The organism is Massilia sp. NP310 (genome assembly GCF_019443485.1).
Lineage (GTDB): Bacteria > Pseudomonadota > Gammaproteobacteria > Burkholderiales > Burkholderiaceae_D > Telluria > Telluria timonae.
On record NZ_CP080379.1, the window covers coordinates 4,965,585 to 4,984,304 of the forward strand.

Here is an 18,720-nt window from a genome sequence, read left to right on the forward strand (position 1 = left end):
CTGCCATCTTGCCTCCCGAGCCGGCGCCGCGTGAACGAAGAAATCCGGCCATGAATATGCGCGAAAAGTTAAAACGGCAAACGCATATCGATGAGCGAAACGATTCGTTGGGTCGAGCGTGCGCGCGGCGTACGCTGTGGCGATCGTTGTCAGAACTGGAACTCACCATGAGCGTCATCTTGCTGGGCGGTAGCCCGTCGTCGCAGTCGTCCTGCAGCCGCCTGTTGCAGCACGTCGGAGAAAAACTCGCCGTCCACGGCTGGCGCACGACGCGCCTCGAGGTGCGCGAACTGCCCGGTCCCGCCCTGCTGCGCATGGATGCGCATGACCCGGAGCTGGCGCGCGCGCTGGCGCTGGTGGCCCAGGCCGACGCGCTGGTGGTGGCCACGCCGATCTACAAGGCGGCCTACACCGGCATGCTCAAGTTGTTCCTCGACCTGCTGCCGCAGGACGGCCTGCGCGGCAAGGTCGTGCTGCCGCTGGCGACCGGCGGCAGCCAGTCGCACCTGCTGGCGCTCGACTATGCGCTGCGCCCGGTGCTGGCCTCGATGTCGGCGCGCGCCATCCTGTCCAGCATCTATGCCACGTCCGAGCAGATCGCCTGGGACAGCGAGCGCGGCACGCGCCTGGCGGGCCCGATCGCCGATCGTGTCGCCGAGGGTATCGAACAGCTGGACGCCGAACTCCAGGCGCGCGCGCAGACCGCCGCCGCAGCATGAATCACCGAGGACTTACCGTGTCGACTCCCAACATCTTCTGGTTCATCCCCACCCACGGCGACAGCCGCTATCTCGGCACCACCAAGGGCGCGCGCCCGGTCAACGCCGATTACCTGAAGCAGGTCGCGGTCGCCGCCGATACCCTCGGCTACGACGGCGTGCTGCTGCCGACCGGGCGCTCCTGCGAGGACGCCTGGATTGTTGCCTCGTCGCTGATCAACGCCACCACCAGGCTGAAATTCCTGGTCGCGATCCGTCCCGGCCTGTCGACGCCCGGGCTGGCGGTGCGCATGGCCTCCACCTTCGACCGCCTGTCGAACGGGCGCCTGCTGATCAACGTCGTCACCGGCGGCGACCAGGGCGAGCTCGAAGCCGACGGCCTGTATGCCGATCACACCAAGCGCTACGAGATCTCGCGCGAATTCTTCAAGGTCTGGCGCGCCAGCATGGCGGGCGAGGGCGGAGCGGCAGGCTATGACTTCGAGGGCAAGCACATCCAGGTCAAAGGCGCCAAGACCTTGTATCCGGCGGTGCAGAAACCGTACCCGCCGCTGTACTTCGGCGGCTCGTCCGAGCCGGCCCACGAACTGGCCGCCGAGCAGATGGACGTCTACCTGACCTGGGGCGAACCGCCGGCGGCGGTGGCCGAGAAGCTGGCCGACATCCGCGCACGGGCCGCGAAGCACGGCCGCACGCTGAAATTCGGCATCCGCCTGCATGTGATCGTGCGCGAGACCAATGAAGAAGCCTGGCGCGCGGCCGACGAGTTGATCAGCCACCTGGACGACGACACCATCGCAAAGGCCCAGGCCGCGTTCGCGAAGATGGATTCGGTCGGCCAGCGCCGCATGGCGGCCCTGCATGGCGGGCGGCGCGATCAGCTCGAAGTCGCGCCCAATCTGTGGGCCGGCGTGGGCCTGGTGCGCGGCGGGGCGGGGACGGCGCTGGTGGGCGACCCCGAGACGGTGGCGGCGCGCATGCGCGAGTATGCGGATCTGGGCATCGAGACCTTCATCCTGTCGGGCTATCCGCACCTGGAAGAATCGTACCGCTTCGCCGAACTGGTGTTCCCGCTGCTGGGGAAAGGAACGGAGCAGGGGGAGCAGTCGATCACCGGCCCGTTCGGCGAGATGATGGCGAGCGACATCCTGCCCAAGAAGGCTGCCTGAAAGGTAGCCTGAAGGTTGGCCTGACCCCGCGCCGTCAGCGCGCTTTGCTATGATGGCGCGATGACTATCCTGCTGGTTCCAGGCTACATGCTTGATGAGACGCTGTGGGACGACATGCGCGACCGGCTGGCCCCCTTCGGCCCGCTGGCGCATGCCGACCTGCGTCATGATTCCACCCTCGAGGACCTGGCGCGCCGCGCATTGGCCGAGGCGCCGCCGTCCTTCATCCTGATCGGCTTCTCGATGGGCGGCTATGTCGCGCGCGAGATGGTGCGCCAGGCGCCCGGACGCGTGCGCGCGCTGGTGCAGATCGCCACTTCGACCCGGCCCGATTCCGACGCCGTGCGCCAGGGCAAGCGCACGGTGGCGCGAGCGGCGCCGTCCGTCTCGTTCGCGGGGCTGAGCCGCACCGCCATCGCCAGCTCGCTGCATCCGCGCGAGGTGGACAACGAGGCGCTGATCGAGCGCGTGCGCACGATGGGCGTGCGGCTGGGCGGCGTGGCGTTTCGCAACCAGTCGATGGTCGAGCGGCCGGGCGACCTGCATCTGCTGGGCGAGATCCGCTGTCCGACCCTGGTGGTCGCGGCGGGGCACGACCGCCTGCGCAGCCTGGAAGAAGCGCAGGAGCTGCATGCGGGCATCGCGGGGGCGCAGTTCGCGCTGGTCGAGGACAGCGGACACATGATTCCGCTGGAGGCGCCGCAGGCATTGTGCGACGTGATCGTGCCGTGGTTGGAAGCGCTGCCGCCCCTACGTCGTCGCGAACCTTGAACACCAGCCATCCAGGCCGCGGATCGCCTCTTCCTTGAGCTTGGCCTCGATCTCGATGTACGGCGCGGCGAGGTAGGACGAGGGCATCGTCGCGATCAGGTCGGAATGCTGGCGGTCGTTGAAGCCTTCGCGGCCGTTCGAGATGTGCACCAGCTGGTGGGCCGGCTCGGGCCAGGTGGCGCGCGCCCTGGCCACCATCTCGGCCACGCTCGGATGCTCGTAGCTGTCCAGCTTTTCGTGGACGATGTGGTGGTGGGCGTCGAACACCATCGGCACGCCGGCGCGCACGCACACGGCGTGGATCTCGTCGGCGCTGTAGGCGTATTCGTCATTCTCCAGGCCGATGCGGCAGCGGATCGCGTCCGGCAGTTCGGCAATGCGCGCGACCAGCTTGTCTTCGCGGTCGGCCTTGCCGCCATGGATTTCCAGCAGCGCCCAGGGCGAACGCGGCTGGTCCAGCAAATCCATGATGTCGGCGTGCATCTGCAAGATCTTGACGCTGTTGGCCACGACGTCTTCCGAGTCCGAACTGAGCACCACGAACTGGTCGGGATGCATCACCAGGCGGATGCCGCGCTCGATCGCGCGCCGGCCCGAGCGGCCGAGGGTTTCCTTGAACTGTTGCAGGACGTCCAGCCCGAACGGCGTATCCGAGAACGGGAAGATCGACGAGGGCATGCGGTAGAGGGCGATGCCTTCGCGCTCGCAGTAACGCAGCGCATTGTCCAGGGTCTGGATATTGTCGCGATAAATGTCTTCCAGCAAGCGGCGTTGGCCATCTTCCGAATGCTCGAGCAGGCGCTTGCGCGTGAGCGCGCGGTAGCGCACGTCCTTGGAAACGGTGATGCAGACGAGGCCGAGTCGTGGTTGCGGGGCGGACTGGAGCATGTGGAAAGGGCGGCGCAGCGAGGCGCGCACGGGAGGTTGATGTTGAGGGGAAGTCTATCTGAAGCAGCTTGTGGGGGCGGCACGGCTCGGCGCGCAATCCGGGTCGAAGGCGGGGCAGGCATGGGCCGGCCCGGTGGCTGCGGCGCTTAACGCGATGCGCCGAACACCTGGGTCCAGTAGATGACGCCGGTCTGCCGCTCGGGCGTGACGCCATAGGCGGCGCCCATCTCGGTGAAAGCGCGGTTCATGATGTTGGCGCAATGTCCGGGGCTGTCGAGCCAGCCTTCGACGGCTTCGCGCGGCGAGCGCTGGCCAAAGGCAATGTTTTCACCCACCCGGCGCCAGCTGTAGCCGGCGCGCAGGGCGCGCTCGGCGGCTTGGCTGCCATCCCTGCCGCGGTGGCTGAAGTAGCGTCCCGTGGCCATGTCGCGGCTATGGGCCAGTGCGGCGTCGCCCAGCGCGGGGTTCCAGCTCAGGGGCGGCGCCGCCGGGAACGCTTGCTTGCCGCAGGAACGGGCACTGGCGCGCGCAGCATTGACTTCATCCAGGATCGCGTGCCCGGCTTCGCGCCAGTCGGGATAGGTGGCCGAGGGCAGCGGCGGCGCCGGTTGTGCCAGCACGACGGTCCAGGTCGCACCCTCGCGATAGCTGCCGACCGCCGAGAAACGGTCGCTCAGCAGTACCTTGCAGTATTTTTGCGCCAGCACGGTCATGGCGGCCTGCGCATCCTCGGGGCCGGTGACGTAGACCGCCTGTGCCTGCGCGGCGGCGTAACCGGCGCGTTCGAGTGCGGATTCGATGAAGGTGCCGGCGCCGATGCGTACCTGGGCCAGGGCCGGTTGCGGATCGAGCGCGTTAGCCGGCGCGGCGGGATGGCCGTCGCAGGCGCCGGGATCGGCGCGGTAGGCGTTGACCAGCGCCGCCAGCGGATCGCCGCCGTTGGCGGGAGCGGAGGCGGAAACAGAGGCTGAAGCAAATGAGGCGGCGGCCTGTGCGGCAGGCGGCGCCGGCAGGAGCGCGGCCACGGCGATCCAGGTCGGAAGGGCAAGGCGGAATGCGAGGAAGGGCATCGGACCGGACATCGAACTCTTCAAGGACGGCACGGCAGCCGGCGAGGCCGGTGCATGGCTAAGGATATTGCCTGGGCGGCAAGGATTTGGATGGCGCAAACGCCGGCCGGATCTCGGCGTCGTTTGCGACTCCTGCTGCTGTTGAAGATGGGGACGGCTGCCTGGATTTCCAGGCTTGCCGGGCCGTTCGGGGCTGTGGCGGGAATGACCGGATGGCGCTTCCGGACTTATTATTGCCCGGGCTGCTGCAACTGGGTTTGCGGGGTGCGCACCAGCCTGGACACATCCAGTCCCTGGGCCGTGAGGCGTGTGAGCAGGGCGTCGTAGTCGGCCGGTTCGACCTGCGGTGTGCGCGACAGGATCCACAGGTATTCGCGCTTGGGTTCGCTCACCGCGGACAATTGGTATTTCTCGTCGAGGTCGATGACCCAGTAATCTCCCCACACCATCGGGATGAAGGACAGGATCGCCGGCGCGAAACGCACCTTGAGCTTGGGCGAGGTGGCGCCGCCGAGCTGGCGCGCCACGCCGTCGGCCACGTCGAACTTGCCCTCGGCGGTGCGGCAGCGATTGACGACTTGCACCCGTCCATCCTCGCCCAGGGTGTAGGTGGCGGTGGTGTCACCGACGCATTTTTTCTGGAAATCGTTGGGGAGTTTTGCGATCTCGTACCAGACGCCCATATAGCGCGGCACCACGAGCGATTCGATCGGCTGCAACGGCCGGGCGCTGTCCGCTGCCAGCGCCGGAACGGCGCACAGGGCGGACAGGACCAGGGCGGCGCACGACGCGAAGAACGAAGGCTTGGCGTTCATCGGAACCTCTTGTAAATATTCGGGCTCCTAGCATAAGTGACAATGGGATTGCTGTGTCGCATGATTTACATCCGCGCCGCATGACAGCGGCATGCCCAGCGCCATGGTGGATACAGCATGCGCCATGGGTGAGGACGACCGACAGGAAGCCGTCGTTGCCGCCGACATCCGGCGCGGGCGCGCGACGCTCGGCAAGGCTTGACCAGGCCGCGCAAGCGGGCATGCCAAAGGTCTAGAGTGCGGACAGTGCCGGCCCGTCCGGCTTGCCAAGCCAGGTGGTCGCGAACTGCTTTTGCACGGCCGCGAGCGCGGTTTCGTCGCCACGCTTGCGGTACACCTCCATCAGCCCGCGCAATGCCCAGCCATTGCTTGGGGTGCGTGCCAGCGAGTCGCGGAAGACCTTTTCGGCGGCGTCCGGCTGTCCGCTGCGCAGGAGCGCCACGCCGAGCGACTGGCGCACCGGGTAATACCAGTAGGGCGGCTCCATATAGGGCAGCGAATCTTGCACCGCGATCGCACTGCGGTAGGCGTTGACCGCACGCGGCAGGTCGCCGCGCGCATCGGCGATCCTGGCCTGGGCCACCGAGCGGGCGGTCTGGACGATCTCGCGGCCGGGAATATTCCAGTCGTTCACCGCCTTGAAGTCGCCGTTCTTCTCGATCTTGTCGAGGGCGGCGACTTCGCGTGCGGCCGCCTCGAAGTCGCCCTTGCGCGCGTGGCCGACGGCGCGCGCGTAATGCCACATCGCCTGCACGAGCACGAACTGCGGACCCGGGTCGGGCAGCGCGAGCAGGGTGTCCGCATCGCTGAACTGGACATGGGCGAAGTAAGGCGCCGACTTGACCGGCTGCAGCGCGCCGATGGCTGTCAGGAGCTCGGGCGTGATCACCTTGTCGAGCTTGCCCGCGGCTTCGAGCGCCGTGCGACCGTCGCCACCCATCAGGGCCGACACCATCACGAAGTGGATATTGTGCGGGTAGTAGGCGCCGCGGTAGACGGGATCGCTGGCCGCGTCGGCGAAGTAGCGTTCGTCGGTGGCGACCGCCAGGACATTCGCGCGCAGCGCGTCGCGGTACATGCCCAGCCGGTAATAGATGTGCGAGGGCATGTGCACGATATGGCCGGCGCCGGGGATCTGGCTCGCCAGCACGCGCGCGGCGGGCAGGGCTTTCTCGGGCCGGGCCGAGGCTTCCATCGCGTGGATGTAGTAGTGGGCGGCCCCGGCATGCGTCGGGTTGCGCGCCAATACTTTCTCGAGCGCGGCGACCAGCTCGGCCGTGCGGTTCTTGGGCCGGGCGCCGCCGGCCGCCCAGTAGTCCCAGGGCGATAGGTCCATCAGCGATTCGGCGAACAGCACCTGGATGGTGTCGTGGGTCGGGAAGTCGCGCGCCGCCTCGGCCATGGCATCGGCATAGGCCTTGTCGAGCGCGGCGCGGTCGGCGCCGGCGTCAAGGCTGTAGCGGCGCGCCACGGCGCGGATCACGGCCTGCTCTTCGGGGCGGGTGCGCGGCGCCAGGCGGCTCGCCTCGGCCGCGGCGGCCACCGCCGGCGCCACGGCCTCGGGGAACATGGGGGCGTTGATGTTCGGGCCCAGCACCAGCGCCTCGCCCCAGTAGCACATGGCGCAGTCCGGGTCGGCGTCTTGCGCGGCGCGGAAGGCGCGCGCCGCTTCGGCATGGTTGAAGGCGAAGGTCAGGCGGATGCCCTGGTCGAAATAGGCCTGGGCGCGCTTGCTGGCGGTGGTGATCGGCACGTGCAGCTTGCCCAGGTTGTCGTACAGGGGCGGCGGCGCGGCCTTGCCCGGCTTGTCCGCGGGCTTGGCGCCCGGCCTGGCCGGCGCCTGCTGGCCCGCCGCGAAGGGGCGGGTTTCGGTCTGGGCCTGGGTCTGGGCCTGCGCCTGCACCAGGTGGGCCAGCAGGGGCGGCGCACCGGCGCGCACCGGCGCGCAGGTGGCGCCGGCGGCCCCGGCGAACAGCGGGTCGAAACCGGTATTGGCCGTGCCGCGGCCCGACCAGAGCGACGGCATGGCGGCGAGCGCCACTGCGCCGATGACGGCGATGGCAAGGATGACGATTGCGGCGGCAATGCCACGCGGAACAAGGCGCGGTTTCATGATGGGAATCCTCCGAGGCGGCGCCGTGTCTGCGGTGCCTGGCTTGTCCTTGGAGTCGCAGCGGCGGGCTGATTTCCCACCTCAGGATTGAGAAGGCGCAAGGTGTAGCGTCGAACCATGGGTGGCGCGGCCAGTCATATCGAAAACTGCCAGCTCAAGGAGATGGATCATGACTCAGCCAGTCCAACCCTCGCCGTCGCCCCAAGCGGGTCCGGGCGCCGCCGGTCCCGACCTGGCCGCGATCAAGCAGCGCCAGCAGGCCACCTGGGCCAGCGGCGACTTCGCCGTCGTCGGCGTCACGCTGCAGATCGTCGGCGAACTGCTGGCCGAGGCCACCGACGTGCGCGCCGGCGAGCGCGTGCTCGACGTCGCCGCCGGCAACGGCAACGCCACGCTGGCCGCGGCGCGCCGCTTCGCCCGCGTCACGTCCACCGACTACGTGCCGGCGCTACTCGAGAAGGGGCGGGCGCGCGCCGCCGCCGAAGGCCTGGCGATCGACTTTCGCGAAGCGGACGCCGAGGCGCTGCCGTTCCCGGACGCCAGTTTTGACGTGGCCTTGTCCACCTTCGGCGTGATGTTCGCGCCCGACCAGGCGCGCGCCGCCGCCGAGATCCGGCGCGTGGTGCGGCCCGGCGGACGCATCGGCATGGCGAACTGGACGCCCGAGGGCTTCATCGGCCAGCTGTTCAAGGCGGTCGGCAAGCACATCGCGCCGCCGCCCGGGCTGGCGTCGCCGCTACTGTGGGGAAATGAAGATCATGTGCGCCAGCTGTTCGGCGCCGACGCGCTCCAGGCGCGCATCACGCGCAGGATGTTCAACTTCCGCTACGCGTCGCCCACGCACTGGGTGCATGTGTTCCGCGATTACTACGGACCGCTGAACCGGGCGTTCGCCGCCCTTGCGCCGTCCGCCGCCGACGCGCTCGAGCAAGACCTGCTGGCCCTGATCGACCGTTTCAACACGGCCGGGCCGGATTCGATGGTGGCGCCGGCCGAATACCTCGAGATCGTGCTGACCCGCGAAGCGGCGGGTTCGCTGCACTAGGCGCCGGGCGTGCTTACACCTTGCGCACGAATTCCGTCTTGAGGCTCATGGCGCCGAAGCCGTCGATCTTGCAGTCGATGTCGTGGTCGGCATCGACCAGGCGGATATTCTTGACCTTGGTGCCTTGCTTGATCACGCCGCCCGAACCCTTCGGCTTGAGGTCCTTGATCACGGTGACGGTGTCGCCATCCTGGAGGATATTGCCTGAAGCATCTTTGTAGACGCGCACGCTCTCGGCCGCCGCGGCGGCCGCCTGGACCGGCCACTCATGGGCGCATTCCGGGCACACATATTGGCCGCCGCCATCTTCATAGGTATAGGCGGATTGGCATTGGGGGCAGGGAGGAAGGGTGTGCATGTGAACCTTGAAATATCAACGCTGGCCCGGGAGGGCCGCAATAGGGAGGCTGGTCGGACGCCGCCGGACCGGCTGCGCGCCATCGGACAAGGCGCGGCATGGCCGCAGCGTATCGCATGCGGTAGCCGCGCGGGGCGGCTCCGATATCACTCCGGCGCCGACAACCATCAGTCAGCACGCATGATACCAGAAGGAAACACGCAGGTTGCCCCTTGCGCCACCCGCCTGAGCGCTTCCGGGCGCTTTCCCGGCAGGGTGCTTTCCCGGCAGGACACGATCCTCGGCCATGGCGATCGCAGGCGCGAAAAAAAACGCCAACCGGTGAAGGTTGGCGTTTTTTCGCTATTCTTGGTGGCCCGGGGCGGAATCGAACCACCGACACAAGGATTTTCAATCCTCTGCTCTACCAACTGAGCTACCAGGCCAAGAGAGGCATGATTATAGCCAGCGATTTTCAGTTGCGCAAGTGCTCTCGAACGCTTTATCTGTGTCAGGCGGCAGATCGGTCCCGGCGCCGCCGTCCAGGCATGGCAACGCCGGCGAGGTGCGGGGTTGGCATATCGCTATAATGAGCACCATGACCACGCCCACGACCTCCACCACCCGGACCGATGTTTGCATCGTCGGCAATGGCGCCATCGCCAAGACCACCGCCCTCGGCTTTGCCCAGGCCGGGCATCGCGTGACCCTGCTGTCTCCGCCCGCGCGTCCCGGGGCCGAGGCGCCGTCGTCAGCATCGGCTTCGGCCGCGGAACGTCCATGGGACGTGCGTGTCTATGCGCTCAACCATACGGCCCACGACCTGCTGGCTTCGCTCAAGGTCTGGGGCGCCCTCGACCTGGCGCGGGTCGCCGCGGTCGACGCCATGGACGTGCATGGCGATGGCGACAACGGCGGCAACCTCGGTTTCGACGCCTTCGGGGCCCGGGTCGGCACCCTGGCCTGGATCGTCGAAGACCATAACCTGAACGGGGCGCTGGATGCCGCGCTCAAGTTCGCCCACAACGTGCAGCGCATCGAAGGCCGGGCCTGCGAGCTCACCTGCAGCGACGAGGGCGCCGCGCTGCGCCTGGAAGACGGCCGCCGCATCGAATGCGCGCTGCTGGTCGGGGCCGACGGCCGCGAATCCTGGGTCCGCGGGCAGTGCGACATCGGCGTCGACTACCGCATGTACCACCAGCGCGCCATCGTCACCAACTTCGCCTGCGACAAGCCGCACCATGGCGTGGCCCATCAGTGGTTCACCTGCGCCGACGGCATCATCGCCTTGCTGCCGCTGCCGGGCAACCGCGTCTCGCTGGTGTGGTCGGCGCCCGAGACCCTGGCCGACACCCTGATGGACGAGTCGCTGGGCGAACTGGCGATCCGGCTCGGCGAGTACGCCGACGACAAGCTGGGCGCCCTGCGTCCGCTGCAACCCGAGGCCGTGGCGGCGGTGCCGCTGGCGCTGGTCAAGCCGCATGCGATCGTGGCGCCGCGCGTGGCGCTGGTGGGCGACGCCGCCCACGCCGTGCACCCGCTGGCCGGGCATGGCATGAACCTGGGGTTCGGCGACGTGGTCGACCTGCTCGCCGCCGTGCGCGAGCGCGAGGAGCGGCGCGCCATCGGCGACGAACGGGTGCTGGCGCGCTATGCCCGCAAGCGCAAGGAAGACGTGGTCATGATGCAACTGGCGACCGATGGCCTGGAGCGCCTGTTCGGGGCCAATCTGGAGCCGGTACGCGTCATGCGCAATCTTGGACTCAACTTGCTTGATAAAATGCCTGCTTTGAAGCGGCGCCTGATGGCGCATGCGATGGGCAAGTCATCAATCTGAGGAACCAAGCATGGTCAAAATGAAGCTCGCCGTCCTGCTGGCGACGGCGCTGCTCGCATCGTGCGTCGATGCGCAGAACACGGTCGAGGCAAACATCAAGAAGGCGCTCGAACCGCACCTGGGCGGCGCCAAGATCGAGTCGGTCAAGGAGACCCCGTATGGCGGCCTGTACGAGGTACGGGTCGCGGGCGACATCCTGTATACCGACAAGAAGGGCGAGTTCCTCGTGATCGGCCAGGTGTATGACGTCAAGAGTTCGCGCAACCTGACGCGCGAACGCATCGACGACATCAACAAGATCAAGTTCAGCGACCTGCCGCTCGAGATGGCGCTCAAGCAGGTCAAGGGCAACGGCAAGCGCGTGATCGCGGTGTTCGAGGACCCGAACTGCGGCTACTGCAAGCGCCTGCGCCAGACGACGCTCGCCGAGATCGACAACGTCACCATCTACACCTTCATGTACAACATCCTGTCCCAGGATTCGTTCACGAAGTCGAAGAACATCTGGTGCGCGCCGAACCGCAACAAGGCCTGGGATGACTGGATGATCAACGGCAAGGTGCCGCCGGCGGCGCCGGCGGCCTGCGAATCGCCGAACGACAAGGTGCTGGCGCTCGGCCAGAAGCTGCGCATCACCGGCACGCCGGCCATCTTCTTCAGCGACGGCACCCGCATCCCGGGCGCGATCGACCTGAAGTCGCTCGAAGCCAAGTTCGATTCGCTGGAAGCGAAGCCGGCGAAATAAGGCAGCCGCCGGCCATGGTTGTCGTCCAGGAGCGTTCATGCTGACCTTGAACATCAACGGCAGAGACCTGCAAGTCGACGCCGACCCCGCCACGCCCGTGCTGTGGGCGCTGCGCGACAACCTGAACCTGACCGGCACCAAGTTCGGCTGCGGCGCGGCCCTGTGCGGCGCCTGCACCGTGCACCTGGACGGCGCCCCGATCCGCGCCTGCATCACCCCGATCGCGGCGGTCGCGGGCCAGGCGATCACCACCATCGAAGCGATGCAGGACGATCCGGTCGGCAAGGCGGTCCAGGACGCCTGGGTGCGCCACGACGTGCCGCAATGCGGCTACTGCCAGAGCGGCCAGGTGATGAGCGCCGTCGCGCTGCTGCGCGCCAACCGGCGTCCGCTGGACGCCGACATCGACAACGCCATGAGCGGCAATCTGTGCCGCTGCGGCACCTATCAGCGGATCCGCGCGGCGATCAAGGATGCCGCCGCGGCATTGGAGGCGTGAAGCCATGGCGCTGACCGGCATCCTGCTGGCCGCGGGACGGGGCCGCCGCTTCGACCCGGCCGGCCAGCGCAACAAGCTGCTGCAGCGCCTGCCCGGCGGCGAACTGGTGGTCGCCGCCAGCGCGCGCACGCTGCTGGCCGTGTTCCCGCGCGTGGTGGCGGTGGCGCCGCCGGATGACGGCGGCGTGGGGGACGTGTTGCGCCAGCTCGGCTGCGAGGTGACGGTGTGCCCGGATGCCGACGGCGGCATGGGCCTGTCGCTGGCGCATGCGATCCGTCATTCCCTCGATGCTCCCGGCCAGGGCTGGCTGGTGGCGCTGGGCGACATGCCCTTTGTCGCCCCATCCACCCTGCAGGCGCTGGCCGCCGCGATCGAGGAGGGCGCCGCCATCGCCGCGCCCCTGTTCGGGGGGCGGCGCGGCAATCCGGTCGCCTTCGGCGCCCGGCACCGCGACGACCTGCTGGCGCTGGACGGCGACCAGGGCGCGCGGCGCCTGCTTGCCGGCAGCCCGGTCGCCGCGATCGACGTGCTTGATTCCGGCATCCTGCGCGACATCGACTCCCCCTCCGACCTGCCGGCCTAGCCCGCGCGCCGCCCATCCGCCTCGCATGGCGCGCGTTTGGCTGCGCCCGATGGATTACACTATGTCCATTCGGCGCGTCCCGAGAGACCATTCAAGAAGATCATGAAAAAGCCATCGCAGAAAAAGCAGAACGCCATTCACTACACCATCGTTCCCAAGGACCTGGCCGGTCACCTGTTCAACGTCACCGTCACGGTCGCCAATCCCGATCCCGACGGCCAGACGTTCGCGCTGCCGGCCTGGATCCCGGGCAGCTACATGATCCGCGAATTCGCGCGCAATATCGTGCGCATCCGCGCCGACAGCGGCGGCCAGCCGCTCGCGCTCACCAAGCTCGATAAACACTCCTGGCGCGCCGCGCCCACCACCGGCCCCCTGACCCTGCACTACGAGGTGTATGCCTGGGACCTGTCGGTGCGCGCCGCCCATCTCGACCAGACCCACGGCTTCTTCAACGGCACCAGCGTGTTCCTGCGCGTGCTCGGACAGGAGTCGCTGGTCCACCAGGTCGACATCCAGCGCCCCGCCGATCCGGCCGCCAAGGCCTGGCGCGTGGCCACCGCGATGCCCGAAGCAGGCGCCAAGCGCTACGGCTTCGGCGTTTACGCCTGCGCCAACTACGACGAACTGATCGACCATCCGGTCGAGATGGGCGACTTCGAGCTGGCCACCTTCAAGGCCCATGGCATCCCGCACGACATCGTGATCACCGGCCGCGTGCCCAACCTCGACATGGCGCGCCTGCAGGCCGACCTGAAGGCGATCTGCGAGACCCAGATCGCGTTCTTCGAGCCGAAGACGAAGCGCGCGCCGCTCGAGCGCTACGTGTTCATGACCATGGCCGTGGGCGATGGCTACGGCGGCCTCGAACACCGCGCCTCGACCGCCCTGATCTGCGCGCGCGCCGACTTGCCGAGCCTGGCCACGCCGAAGGCGGCCGAGCCGGGCGAAGGCTATCTGCGCTTCCTGGGCCTGTGCAGTCACGAGTATTTCCACACCTGGAATGTCAAGCGCATCAAGCCGGCCGCCTTCGCCCCTTACGACCTGCAGGCCGAGAACTACACGCCGCTCCTGTGGCTGTTCGAAGGCTTCACCAGCTACTACGACGACCTGATGCTGGTGCGCGCCGGGATCATCGGCGAAGCCACGTATTTCAAGCTGCAGGCCAAGACCATCGGCGGCGTGCTGCGCGGCAGCGGGCGCCTCAAGCAGAGCGTGGCCGATTCGAGCTTCGACGCCTGGAGCAAGTACTACCGCCAGGACGAGAATTCGCCGAACGCGATCATCAGCTACTACACCAAGGGTTCGCTGATCGCGCTGGCCTTCGACCTGACCATCCGCGCCAAGACCGGCGGCGCGAAATCGCTGGACGACATCATGCTGGCGCTGTGGGAGCGCTATGGGCGCGACTTCTACAACGGCGCCGGCCGCGGGGTGACGGAACAGGAAGTCGAAGCGCTGTTCGACGAGATAAGCGGCCTCAAACTCAAGAACATGTTCGAGCGCTACGTGCGCGGGACCGAAGACCTGCCGCTGGCCAAGCTGTACGCGCCGCTGGGCGTGAAGCTGGTCGACGAGCGCAAGGGCGGCAAGGCCTCGCTGGACGCCGGCATCGGCCGCGATCCGCTCGGCGCCAAGCTCACCCAGGTGCACGAGGGCGGCGCCGCGCACCAGGCCGGCCTGTCGGCGCTGGACGTCGTGATCGCGATCGACGGCCTGCGCGTGAACGGCGCCGCCCCCAACGTCGACGCGCTGCTGGCGCGCTACCGCGTCGGCGACCGCGTCACCGTGCACGCCTTCCGCCGCGACGAGCTGATGGCCTTCGACGTCACCCTGCAGGGCGACCGCGTGCCGGGCATCAGCCTGGCCCAGGCCGTGGCCGGGCGCAAGTCGGCGGCGATCAAGCGGCCGAGCGCAATCTGATTTTCACGAATTCACCATAACGACAAGCATCCCATGACCTTCACCCGACTCGCCGCCGCCGCCGCGGTTTCCGCCGCACTCGCACTGTCCTCAAACCTCGCCCAGGCCCAGCAGGCCGCCCCGCTCAAGAACGACGTCGTCGCCAAGGTCGACGCCATGTATCCGTGGCTCGACGGGATTTATAAAGACCTGCACGCCCATCCCGAGATCGCCTTCCAGGAAGTGCGCACCGCCGGCAAGCTGGCGGCCGAGATGCGCAAGCTCGGCTTCACCGTCACCGAGAAGGTCGGCAAGACCGGCATCGTCGCGGTGCTCAAGAATGGCGCCGGCCCGACGGTCCTGGTGCGCACCGACATGGACGGCCTGCCGATGGAAGAGCGCACCGGCCTGCCGTACGCGAGCCGCGCCCGCGCCACCAGCGAAGGCCGCGACACCTTCGTGATGCACAGCTGCGGCCACGACGTCCACATGGCCAGCTGGCTGGGCACGGCGCGCACCCTGGTCGAACTGAAATCGCAGTGGAAGGGCACCCTGGTCTTCATCGGCCAGCCGGCCGAGGAAATCGTCGCCGGCGCCAAGGCCATGCTGGACGACGGCCTGTTCAAGCGCTTCCCGAAGCCGGACTACGCCTTCGCCCTGCATTCGTGGCCGCTGGCCCATGGCACCGTGGGCTTCAACGACGGCCCGGTGTCGTCCAACTCGGACTGGCTCGAGATCACCTTCAAAGGCCGCGGCGGCCACGGCTCGGCGCCCGACAAGACCATCGATCCGGTGGCGATCGCGGCGCGTTTCGTGGTCGACGTCCAGACCGTGGTCAGCCGCGAGAAGGATCCGAAGGAATTCGGCGTGGTGACGGTCGGTTCGATCCAGGGCGGCACGGTCGGCAACATCATCCCGGACAGCGTGCAGGTGCGCGGCACCATCCGCTCGTACAGCCCACAAGTGCGCGCCAAGCTGCTCGAAGGCGTGCGCCGCGTGGCCGAGGGTTCGGCCGCGATGGCCGGCGCGCCCAAGCCCGACATGCTGATCGGCGGCGGCGGCCAGGCCATCGTCAACAGCACCGAACTGGTGAACAAGACCGAGGTGGTGTTCAAGGAAGCCTTCGGCGCGGACAAGGCCAAGCGCATGCCGGCCATGACCGCCAGCGAAGACTTTTCGCTGTACGCCAACGAAGGCGTGCCGTCGATGTTCTTCTTCACCGGCGTGTACGACCCGAAGGTGGTGGCCGAAGCGGAGCGCGAGGGCGGCAAGCCGATCGCCTTCAACCACTCGCCGTTCTACGCGCCGGTGCCGGAACCGTCGATCAAGACCGGCGCCCAGGCCATGACCCTGGCCGTGCTGAACGTGCTCGGAAAATAAACAGCCAAGCCATGTGAAAACGGCCGGTCGCTTGCGCGCCGGCCGTTTTTATTTCTGGATCAGGACTTGAGGCAGTCGGCGCAGCGCCCGTATAGCGTCAGCTCGTGGCTTTCGACGCTGAAGCCCTTCGGCGCCATGTGCTCGATGTCGCCGGGGCAGGCGTGCACGTCGAACACACGCTGGCAGACGGTGCACTGGAAATGGTGGTGGTGGTGTTCGGCGGCGCTGGTCGATTCGTAGCGCGCGCCTTCGCCCGGCAGGGTGACGACCTTGAGCGCGCCGTCGTCCACCAGCGACTTCAGGTTGCGGTACACGGTCGCCATGCCCAGCTGGCTGACCTGACGGCTGGCTTCATCCAGGATCTCTTGCGGCGACAGCGGGCGCTGCGCATGCTCGATCGCATGCAGGATGGCGGTTTTTTGACGTGTATTACGTTGCATGGGGCGAAGGATACCTCAAAGCGCATACCTTGATCAAAAGGCGGGACCAAAAAGCGGTTGAATGCTTAATGATAATGCCTTATCATTTCATTGTTAATGATAACGAATTATCGTTATCGGCCTCATCTTTATCTGCCGCTCCATTTCTTTCGAGGAAACACCATGTCCCATTTCACTTGCAAGCGCACACCGCTGACCCTGGCGCTGATGCTGGCCTTCGGCGCGCCCCTGGCCGTCCATGCCCAGACGACCAGCCGCACGGCGTCGGATCCGGACAGCGTGCCGACCGTGGTCGTGTCCGCCAGCGCCCTCGGCGTGGTGGACGACGACATGATCACCCCGGTGACCTCGCTCGGCGGCGGTGAACTGGTGCGCGCCCGCGAGTCGACCCTGGGCGAGACCCTGGCCCACCAGCCCGGCATCACCTCGAGCCACTTCGGCGCCGGCGCCAGCCGTCCGGTGATCCGCGGCATGGACGGTCCGCGCGTGAAGATCCTGTCCGACGGCGCCGAGATCCAGGACGCCTCGACCATCAGCCCCGACCACGCCGTCGCTTTTGAGCCTGTCCTGGCCGAGCGCATCGAAGTGCTGCGCGGCCCGTCGGCCCTAGCCTACGGCGGCGGCGCGGTGGGCGGCGTGGTGAACATCCTCGACCGCAAGATTCCGACCGCGATGCCCGAGAAGGGCCTGGAAGGCAGTGCCGAAGTGCGCGCCAATTCGGCGGCGCGCGAAAAGACCGGCGCCTTCGAATTCACGACCGCCGCCGGCAGCAACCTGGCCCTGCACCTGGAAGGCGTCAAGCGCGACGCCGACGATTACCGCGTCGGCAAGGACTGGAGCGAAGGCCGCCACGTCCTGGGCAGCTACAAGGAGACCGAGACCGGCACCGTCGGCCTGTCGTGGATCGGCAAGAACGGCTATCTCGGCGCCGCCTTCACCAAGGAACGCACCGAATACGGCATCCCGGGCCACAACCATGAGTTCGAGGGCTGCCACCCGCATGGCTCGCACCTTCACTGCGGCGGCCACGAAGAAGAAGAGGGCCACGACCATGACGAACACGGCGAGGAAGAGCACGACCACGAGCATGAGCACGAGCACGGCGTGCCGATCGTGAAACTCGACAGCGAGCGCTGGGACGTCCGCGGCGAGTACCGCAACCCGGTGGCCGGCGTCGAGCGCGTGCGCATGCGCGCCTCGTTTACCGACTACGTCCACGACGAGCTGGAAGAGAACGTCGTCTCGACCTCGTTCCGCAACAAGGGCCACGACGTCCGCCTGGAGGCGGTGCATGCGCCGCTGGCCGGCTGGCGCGGCGTGTTCGGCCTGCAGACCACGCGCCGCGACTTCTCGGCCGTCGGCGAGGAAGCCTATGTGCCGCCGACCCTCACCAAGAAGCACGCCGCCTTCCTGACCGAGGAATACAAGCTCGATAACTGGCGCTTCGAGGCCGGCCTGCGCCACGAATGGCAGGACATCAAGGTCGATGCGCCCGATCTGCGCGACACCGACGCGCGCGGCACCTCGGCCTCGGTCGGTGCCGTGTGGAAGCTGGCGCCGCAATACTCGCTGCGCGCCTCGCTGTCGCGCAGCCACCGCCTGCCGACCGCCGAAGAACTGTACGCCGACGGCGTGCACCTGGCCACCGCCACCTATGAAATCGGCAACCAGGACCTGGAAAAGGAAACCTCGAACAACGTCGACCTCACCCTGCGCAAGTTCGAAGGCGACACCACCTTCTCGGTGAGCGCCTTCCATAACCGCGTCGACAACTACATCTACGCGCACACGCTGGACAACCACGAAGGCTTCCAGCTGGTGGAATACGCCCAGCGCGACGCCACCTTCACCGGCCTGGAAGGCGAGATCCGCCAGAAGCTGACTCCATCTATCAGCGCGACCGTGTTCGGCGACTACGTGCGCGCCCGTTTCGACGAGGGCGAGGGCAGCCGCAACCTGCCGCGCATCCCGGCCTCGCGCCTGGGCGTCAAGTTCGACGGCGACTGGAATCAGTGGCATGGCATGGTCGAGTTCTACCGCGTGGGCAAGCAAGACAAGCTGGCCGAGTACGAGACCGAGACCGCCGGCTACAATATGCTCAACGTCGGCGCCCACTACTCGACCCGCATTGGCGGCGTGCCGACCCAGTTCTATGCGCGCCTGAACAACCTGACCGACGAACTGGCCTACAGCCACACCTCGTTCATCAAGAACGCGGCGCCGCTCACCGGGCGTAACCTGACGGCGGGCATTCGCGTGATCTTCTGACGCCTTGCGTCGAGACATACCGGCCGGCGCAGGGCGAGGTTCGCCTGCGCCGGTTTTTTTTGCCGCGCGCAATTGCTGCGCTGCGTTGAATCCTTAACGATAATGAGTTATCATTAGATTTCGCTTATGGTGCATCATT

Annotated in this window: 17 protein-coding genes and 1 tRNA gene; 11 read left to right on the forward strand and 7 right to left on the reverse strand. The window is 67.4% G+C overall.

The genetic code is table 11. The features are described from left to right. The first annotated feature begins 167 nt into the window (after nt 1-167). The 3 genes from ssuE to KY496_RS21890 are packed head-to-tail and all read left to right on the forward strand — an operon-like array spanning nt 168 to nt 2,659. Nucleotides 168-719, forward strand: coding sequence for an NADPH-dependent FMN reductase (gene ssuE, locus KY496_RS21880; RefSeq protein ID WP_071360520.1), 552 nt, complete (start codon nt 168-170; stop codon nt 717-719). Next, entirely contained in the window at nt 716-1,888 is a 1,173-nt protein-coding gene (gene ssuD, locus KY496_RS21885; protein WP_071360519.1) for an FMNH2-dependent alkanesulfonate monooxygenase, read from the forward strand. Before ssuE ends, ssuD begins: the two co-directional genes overlap by 4 nt. A gap of 60 nt (nt 1,889-1,948) precedes the next feature. Then, a complete protein-coding gene (locus KY496_RS21890; protein ID WP_229520336.1) occupies nt 1,949-2,659 on the forward strand; it encodes an alpha/beta fold hydrolase in 711 nt (236 codons plus the stop codon). Here the strand turns inward: KY496_RS21890 and uvsE are convergent. From uvsE to KY496_RS21910, 4 genes are all read right to left on the reverse strand, one after another. Then, nucleotides 2,639-3,547, reverse strand: coding sequence for a UV DNA damage repair endonuclease UvsE (gene uvsE / locus KY496_RS21895; RefSeq protein ID WP_071363679.1), 909 nt, complete (start codon nt 3,545-3,547; stop codon nt 2,639-2,641). The genes KY496_RS21890 and uvsE overlap by 21 nt on opposite strands. Before the next feature lie 146 nt (nt 3,548-3,693). Beyond that, nucleotides 3,694-4,629 (reverse strand): CAP domain-containing protein, encoded by a 936-nt coding sequence (locus tag KY496_RS21900; RefSeq protein WP_229410046.1) that lies wholly within the window; start codon nt 4,627-4,629, stop codon nt 3,694-3,696. 218 nt (nt 4,630-4,847) lie between these two features. Further along, the gene (locus KY496_RS21905) at nt 4,848-5,432 is read right to left on the reverse strand and encodes a lipocalin family protein (protein ID WP_005671502.1); all 585 of its coding nucleotides are present in this window, start codon (nt 5,430-5,432) and stop codon (nt 4,848-4,850) included. Nucleotides 5,433-5,664: 232 nt separating this feature from the next. Continuing rightward, on the reverse strand, nt 5,665-7,545 hold the full coding sequence (locus KY496_RS21910; RefSeq protein WP_219862447.1) for a hypothetical protein: 1,881 nt from the start codon (nt 7,543-7,545) through the stop codon (nt 5,665-5,667). Nucleotides 7,546-7,714: 169 nt separating this feature from the next. Here KY496_RS21910 and KY496_RS21915 point away from each other — a divergent pair, with 169 nt between their 5' ends. Beyond that, the gene (locus KY496_RS21915; RefSeq protein ID WP_005671498.1) at nt 7,715-8,590 is read left to right on the forward strand and encodes a class I SAM-dependent methyltransferase; all 876 of its coding nucleotides are present in this window, start codon (nt 7,715-7,717) and stop codon (nt 8,588-8,590) included. A 13-nt stretch (nt 8,591-8,603) separates the two neighbouring features. On the opposite strand, the gene KY496_RS21920 is transcribed toward KY496_RS21915, so the two are convergent. Further along, nucleotides 8,604-8,948, reverse strand: a complete 345-nt coding sequence (locus KY496_RS21920; RefSeq protein WP_071360515.1) for a zinc ribbon domain-containing protein YjdM — start codon at nt 8,946-8,948, stop codon at nt 8,604-8,606. 349 nt (nt 8,949-9,297) lie between these two features. Next, nucleotides 9,298-9,373: transfer RNA gene (locus tag KY496_RS21925), tRNA-Phe, on the reverse strand. A 152-nt stretch (nt 9,374-9,525) separates the two neighbouring features. Between KY496_RS21925 and KY496_RS21930 the strand changes: the two genes are divergently transcribed. The 6 genes from KY496_RS21930 (at nt 9,526) to KY496_RS21955 (ending at nt 15,873) form a co-directional block, all read left to right on the forward strand. After that, nucleotides 9,526-10,764, forward strand: coding sequence for an FAD-dependent monooxygenase (locus tag KY496_RS21930; protein WP_071360514.1), 1,239 nt, complete (start codon nt 9,526-9,528; stop codon nt 10,762-10,764). A gap of 10 nt (nt 10,765-10,774) precedes the next feature. Continuing rightward, nucleotides 10,775-11,509 (forward strand): DsbC family protein, encoded by a 735-nt coding sequence (locus tag KY496_RS21935; protein WP_005671491.1) that lies wholly within the window; start codon nt 10,775-10,777, stop codon nt 11,507-11,509. A gap of 37 nt (nt 11,510-11,546) precedes the next feature. Next, a complete protein-coding gene (locus KY496_RS21940; protein ID WP_005671489.1) occupies nt 11,547-12,008 on the forward strand; it encodes a (2Fe-2S)-binding protein in 462 nt (153 codons plus the stop codon). A gap of 4 nt (nt 12,009-12,012) precedes the next feature. After that, nucleotides 12,013-12,591 (forward strand): DUF2064 domain-containing protein, encoded by a 579-nt coding sequence (locus tag KY496_RS21945; RefSeq protein WP_219862449.1) that lies wholly within the window; start codon nt 12,013-12,015, stop codon nt 12,589-12,591. A 102-nt stretch (nt 12,592-12,693) separates the two neighbouring features. Beyond that, nucleotides 12,694-14,514 (forward strand): M61 family metallopeptidase, encoded by a 1,821-nt coding sequence (locus KY496_RS21950; RefSeq protein ID WP_219862451.1) that lies wholly within the window; start codon nt 12,694-12,696, stop codon nt 14,512-14,514. Between the two features lie 33 nt (nt 14,515-14,547). Next, nucleotides 14,548-15,873: an amidohydrolase gene (locus KY496_RS21955; RefSeq protein ID WP_219862452.1), complete on the forward strand. Its 1,326-nt coding sequence runs from the start codon at nt 14,548-14,550 to the stop codon at nt 15,871-15,873. Nucleotides 15,874-15,932: 59 nt separating this feature from the next. On the opposite strand, the gene KY496_RS21960 is transcribed toward KY496_RS21955, so the two are convergent. Continuing rightward, a complete protein-coding gene (locus KY496_RS21960; RefSeq protein WP_005671481.1) occupies nt 15,933-16,313 on the reverse strand; it encodes a Fur family transcriptional regulator in 381 nt (126 codons plus the stop codon). A 162-nt stretch (nt 16,314-16,475) separates the two neighbouring features. Here KY496_RS21960 and KY496_RS21965 point away from each other — a divergent pair, with 162 nt between their 5' ends. Further along, a complete protein-coding gene (locus tag KY496_RS21965) occupies nt 16,476-18,581 on the forward strand; it encodes a TonB-dependent receptor domain-containing protein (RefSeq protein ID WP_219862454.1) in 2,106 nt (701 codons plus the stop codon). Nucleotides 18,582-18,720 lie beyond the last annotated feature (139 nt).

What these genes read in the sequence shown, in the direction of transcription:
- ssuE (WP_071360520.1), top strand. Translation starts at nt 168, where the DNA reads ATGAGCGTCATCTTGCTGGGCGGTAGCCCGTCGTCGCAGTCGTCCTGC.
- ssuD (WP_071360519.1), top strand. Translation starts at nt 716, where the DNA reads ATGAATCACCGAGGACTTACCGTGTCGACTCCCAACATCTTCTGGTTC.
- KY496_RS21890 (WP_229520336.1), top strand. Translation starts at nt 1,949, where the DNA reads ATGACTATCCTGCTGGTTCCAGGCTACATGCTTGATGAGACGCTGTGG.
- uvsE (WP_071363679.1), bottom strand. Translation starts at nt 3,547, where the DNA reads ATGCTCCAGTCCGCCCCGCAACCACGACTCGGCCTCGTCTGCATCACC.
- KY496_RS21900 (WP_229410046.1), bottom strand. Translation starts at nt 4,629, where the DNA reads ATGTCCGGTCCGATGCCCTTCCTCGCATTCCGCCTTGCCCTTCCGACC.
- KY496_RS21905 (WP_005671502.1), bottom strand. Translation starts at nt 5,432, where the DNA reads ATGAACGCCAAGCCTTCGTTCTTCGCGTCGTGCGCCGCCCTGGTCCTG.
- KY496_RS21910 (WP_219862447.1), bottom strand. Translation starts at nt 7,545, where the DNA reads ATGAAACCGCGCCTTGTTCCGCGTGGCATTGCCGCCGCAATCGTCATC.
- KY496_RS21915 (WP_005671498.1), top strand. Translation starts at nt 7,715, where the DNA reads ATGACTCAGCCAGTCCAACCCTCGCCGTCGCCCCAAGCGGGTCCGGGC.
- KY496_RS21920 (WP_071360515.1), bottom strand. Translation starts at nt 8,948, where the DNA reads ATGCACACCCTTCCTCCCTGCCCCCAATGCCAATCCGCCTATACCTAT.
- KY496_RS21930 (WP_071360514.1), top strand. Translation starts at nt 9,526, where the DNA reads ATGACCACGCCCACGACCTCCACCACCCGGACCGATGTTTGCATCGTC.
- KY496_RS21935 (WP_005671491.1), top strand. Translation starts at nt 10,775, where the DNA reads ATGGTCAAAATGAAGCTCGCCGTCCTGCTGGCGACGGCGCTGCTCGCA.
- KY496_RS21940 (WP_005671489.1), top strand. Translation starts at nt 11,547, where the DNA reads ATGCTGACCTTGAACATCAACGGCAGAGACCTGCAAGTCGACGCCGAC.
- KY496_RS21945 (WP_219862449.1), top strand. Translation starts at nt 12,013, where the DNA reads ATGGCGCTGACCGGCATCCTGCTGGCCGCGGGACGGGGCCGCCGCTTC.
- KY496_RS21950 (WP_219862451.1), top strand. Translation starts at nt 12,694, where the DNA reads ATGAAAAAGCCATCGCAGAAAAAGCAGAACGCCATTCACTACACCATC.
- KY496_RS21955 (WP_219862452.1), top strand. Translation starts at nt 14,548, where the DNA reads ATGACCTTCACCCGACTCGCCGCCGCCGCCGCGGTTTCCGCCGCACTC.
- KY496_RS21960 (WP_005671481.1), bottom strand. Translation starts at nt 16,313, where the DNA reads ATGCAACGTAATACACGTCAAAAAACCGCCATCCTGCATGCGATCGAG.
- KY496_RS21965 (WP_219862454.1), top strand. Translation starts at nt 16,476, where the DNA reads ATGTCCCATTTCACTTGCAAGCGCACACCGCTGACCCTGGCGCTGATG.